The sequence below is a fragment of the Burkholderia sp. LMG 13014 genome (assembly GCF_905232215.1).
Lineage (GTDB): Bacteria > Pseudomonadota > Gammaproteobacteria > Burkholderiales > Burkholderiaceae > Burkholderia.
Genome location: NZ_CAJNKE010000587.1, coordinates 1 through 3619 on the forward strand (window position 1 = coordinate 1; position 3619 = coordinate 3619).

4 protein-coding genes are annotated in these 3619 nt (G+C 69.5%); 2 read left to right on the forward strand and 2 right to left on the reverse strand.

What is annotated here, in order from left to right:
• The coding region (gene bioD, locus JYJ84_RS31365; protein ID WP_205189922.1) for a dethiobiotin synthase at positions 1 to 521 on the forward strand (521 nt) is incomplete at its 5' end.
• A 55-nt stretch (positions 522 to 576) separates the two neighbouring features.
• The gene (bioB, locus tag JYJ84_RS31370; protein ID WP_175223264.1) at positions 577 to 1599 is read left to right on the forward strand and encodes a biotin synthase BioB; all 1023 of its coding nucleotides are present in this window, start codon (positions 577 to 579) and stop codon (positions 1597 to 1599) included.
• Positions 1600 to 1650: 51 nt separating this feature from the next.
• On the opposite strand, the gene JYJ84_RS31375 is transcribed toward bioB, so the two are convergent.
• On the reverse strand, positions 1651 to 2739 hold the full coding sequence (locus JYJ84_RS31375; RefSeq protein ID WP_175223263.1) for a suppressor of fused domain protein: 1089 nt from the start codon (positions 2737 to 2739) through the stop codon (positions 1651 to 1653).
• A gap of 70 nt (positions 2740 to 2809) precedes the next feature.
• Positions 2810 to 3535, reverse strand: a complete 726-nt coding sequence (locus JYJ84_RS31380) for a copper homeostasis protein CutC (RefSeq protein ID WP_122946395.1) — start codon at positions 3533 to 3535, stop codon at positions 2810 to 2812.
• Positions 3536 to 3619 lie beyond the last annotated feature (84 nt).

The window sequence follows — 3619 nt, forward strand, 5'->3', positions numbered from 1 at the left end:
TCGTGCTGCCGCCCGAGCTGCGCACGCCGTTCCTGCTGAAAGCACCGGCCGCGCCGCATATCGTCGCCGCGCAGGAAGGCGTGACGCTCGACATCGACACGATCGTCGCGTGCCATCGCGAAGCGCTGACGCGCGCGGAGATCGTCGTCGTCGAAGGCGCCGGCGGCTTTCGCGTGCCGATGAACGACACGCAGGACATGGCCGATCTCGCGGTCGCACTCGGCGTGCCGGTCGTGCTCGTGGTCGGCGTGCGGCTCGGCTGCATCAGCCATGCGCTGCTCACCGCCGACGCGATCGCCGCGCGCGGCCTCAAGCTCGCTGGCTGGGTCGCGAACCACGTCGACCCGGCGATGTCGTTCCCCGACGAGAACGTCGCGACGATGCGCGACTGGCTCGCCCGCGAGCACGGCGCACCGCTGCTCGGCCGCATTCCGCACATGAGCCCGGCCACCCCCGAATCCGCCGCGGCGATGCTCGATATCGCCGCGCTCGTCGATACGCTGCGCGCCGCGCAGCATTGACCCACCAGAACCCGATCCCCCGATCCCTCATCCCCGTCCAGGACAGGAAAACGACATGACCCAAGCCCAAACTGCCGCCACCGTGCAACCCGACGCGATTCCCGTGGCCGCTCCGGCCTCGCAGCGCTGGCGCGTCGCCGACGTCGTCGCGCTGTTCGAGCTGCCGTTCAACGACCTGATCTTCCGCGCGCAGCAGGTGCACCGCGAACACTTCGACGCGAACGCGGTGCAGCTGTCGACGCTGCTGTCGATCAAGACGGGCGGCTGCGAGGAAGATTGCGGCTACTGCTCGCAGTCGTCGCACCACGACACGGGCCTGAAGGCCGAGAAGCTGATGGACGTCGACGCGGTGCTCGACGCCGCGCGTGCCGCGAAGGCGAACGGCGCAAGCCGCTTCTGCATGGGCGCCGCGTGGCGCAACCCGAAGGAGCGCCACATGCCGGCGCTGACCGAGATGGTGCGCGGCGTGAAGGAACTCGGCCTCGAGACCTGCATGACGCTCGGCATGCTGGAAGACGAACAGGCGCAGGAACTCGCGAGTGCGGGCCTCGACTACTACAACCACAACCTCGACACGTCGCCGGAGTTCTACGGCCAGGTGATCTCGACGCGCACCTACCAGGACCGCCTCGACACGCTCGATCGCGTGCGTGACGCAGGCATCAACGTGTGCTGCGGCGGCATCATCGGGATGGGCGAATCGCGCCGCGAACGCGCGGGCCTGATCTCGCAGCTCGCGAACCTGAACCCGTATCCGGATTCGGTGCCGATCAACAACCTCGTCGCGATCGAAGGCACGCCGCTCGAAGGCACCGCGGCGCTCGACCCGTTCGAATTCGTGCGCACGATCGCGGTTGCGCGCATCACGATGCCGAAGGCCGTCGTGCGCCTGTCGGCCGGCCGCGAGCAACTCGACGACGGGCTGCAAGCAATGTGCTTCCTCGCCGGCGCGAACTCGATGTTCTACGGCGACCAGCTGCTGACGACGAGCAACCCGCAATCGCAGAAGGACCGTGCGCTGTTCGAGCGCCTCGGTATCCGCTCGAGCGACGCGGGCGCGATGTCGGCGAACGCGTAAGCGGCAGCACCGCGTACCCACGAAAAAGCCGGGGCATGCCCCGGCTTTTTTTCATCCGATCGTCTGCACCGGGTTGCCCTGCGCGTCGCGGATCACGGTCTTCTCGACCCGCCAGCGCACGCCGTCGAGCCCGTCGACCGCATACTCGCCGGCGCGCGGCTGCAGCGTGCGCGCCAGCGCCTGCACCGTCGCGTCGGTGAGCCGCAGCGTCAGCGTGCCGTCCTCGTCGGTCACACCGTTCGCATCGGCGTGCACGAACCGCACCGCGCCATTGTGACCGACCAGGCGAAACGGCCGGTCGAACGGCAATCGCAGCGGCAGCAGCGTGACGAGTTCCTCGACCTGCCGTGCGCCGACGGTGATCTCGATCACGGGCGCGCGCAGCAGCCGCTTGCGCGTTTCCCATCCGAGCACATCGGTGAACAGCGAGCCGCTCGACGAGCCGTCGCGCCGGGTGCCCTCGTCGACCTGCGCACGCACGTCCGCGCGCTCGAGCAGCGACGCGCGGCCGAGATCGGTCACCCACAGCGGCATATGCGGCAGCAGCGTGTCGAGCAGCGCGCGCGTGCGCCAGCGCTTCGCGGCGCGCTCCTCGTCGATCGTCAACCCGACGATCTGCAGGAACGCCAGACTGCCGTGCGGCGTATCGATCGCCGGCAGCTCCGGATCGAACGCGAAACCCATCGAGCAGAGCTTCGTATCGGTATCGAGCGCAATCGGGCCGTTGGCCGTCATCCAGTGACCGTCGTCGAACGCGTTGCCGCTCTGGAACACGTAGCGCGCGAGGTTCTGCAGGAAGCTGAACACCCAGTTCGGCGGCTCTTCGTCGGCGGCGCCGCATGCGACGCGCATCGTCAGCTCGAAGCCGAAGCCACTGACGGCCGGATCGTCCGACTCCTTCGCATACAGCTCGGAGAGCCCGTACGTGACGAAATGCCAGTGCGGCACGGGTGCCGCGCGCTTCCACACACTGATCCCGTCGAGCGGATCGCGGCCGCCGAACCGCCACTTGAGCAGCGTGGCGTAGTGCTTCGGCTCCTGCCCCGGATAGACGCGCGCGAGCGCGCCGTCGATCGCGTCCCAGCCCGGCGCGCTGTCGTCGGCTGTGCCGTCCTGCGTGTCGTGTGATGCGTCCGTCATGTGCTCCTCCGTTCCGAATGGCGTCCCGGTGTGCCGTATCGGCGCGTACGGCCGCCGTACGGCGTGTGTGTCACACGTGTGCCGCCGCGCCGTCGATCGCCGCGCGCACGCGCTCGACGAGTGGTTGATCGACCGGTGCCAGCACCTCGCCGCGCGGCCGCACGCCCGAACCGAAATGCACCGCACGCACGCCGGTGGCGCGGACGAAATCGCCGACTGCATCGATCGTGAGCCCCGAGCCCGCCAGCACCGTGCAGGTCGAGCCGGCGGCCTGCCGCACCAGCCGCGTGATCGTCGCGACCGCGTCGAGCACCGACGGATGGCCGCCCGACGTTAGCACCGACGTGACGGCCGGCACGCGCAGCAGCGCGTCGAATGCGGCGTTGAGGTCGCGCGACACGTCGAACGCGCGGTGGAAAGTTAGCGCGCGGCCGTCCGCCGCGGCCGCGATGCGGGCCAGTGCGTCGAGATCGACGTCGCCGCGTGCATCGAGCGCGCCGAACACGACGCCGTTCGCACCGGCCGCGACGGCCGCGCGCACGTCACGTTCGATCACGCGCAGGTCATCGGCGTCGTACACGAACGACCGGCTGTGCGGTCGCACGATCACATTGACGGGAATCGGCACGGCGGCCACGACGGCTTCGATCAGGCCGACGCTCGGCGTCAGCCCGCCTTCGGTGATCGCGGTCACCAGTTCGAGGCGGTCGGCGCCTGCGCGGGCGGCGGCTTTCGCGTCGCCGACGGTCGTGGCGATCACTTCGAGGAGGACGGAAGAGGCGGCGTTTCGGATCATGGGCGGCCCGCGAATCGTCAGGACAATTCGCGCATCCTAGCCGAGCCGCGTGACGGACGCCAGCGTGCTGGCCGCCGCGCCTTC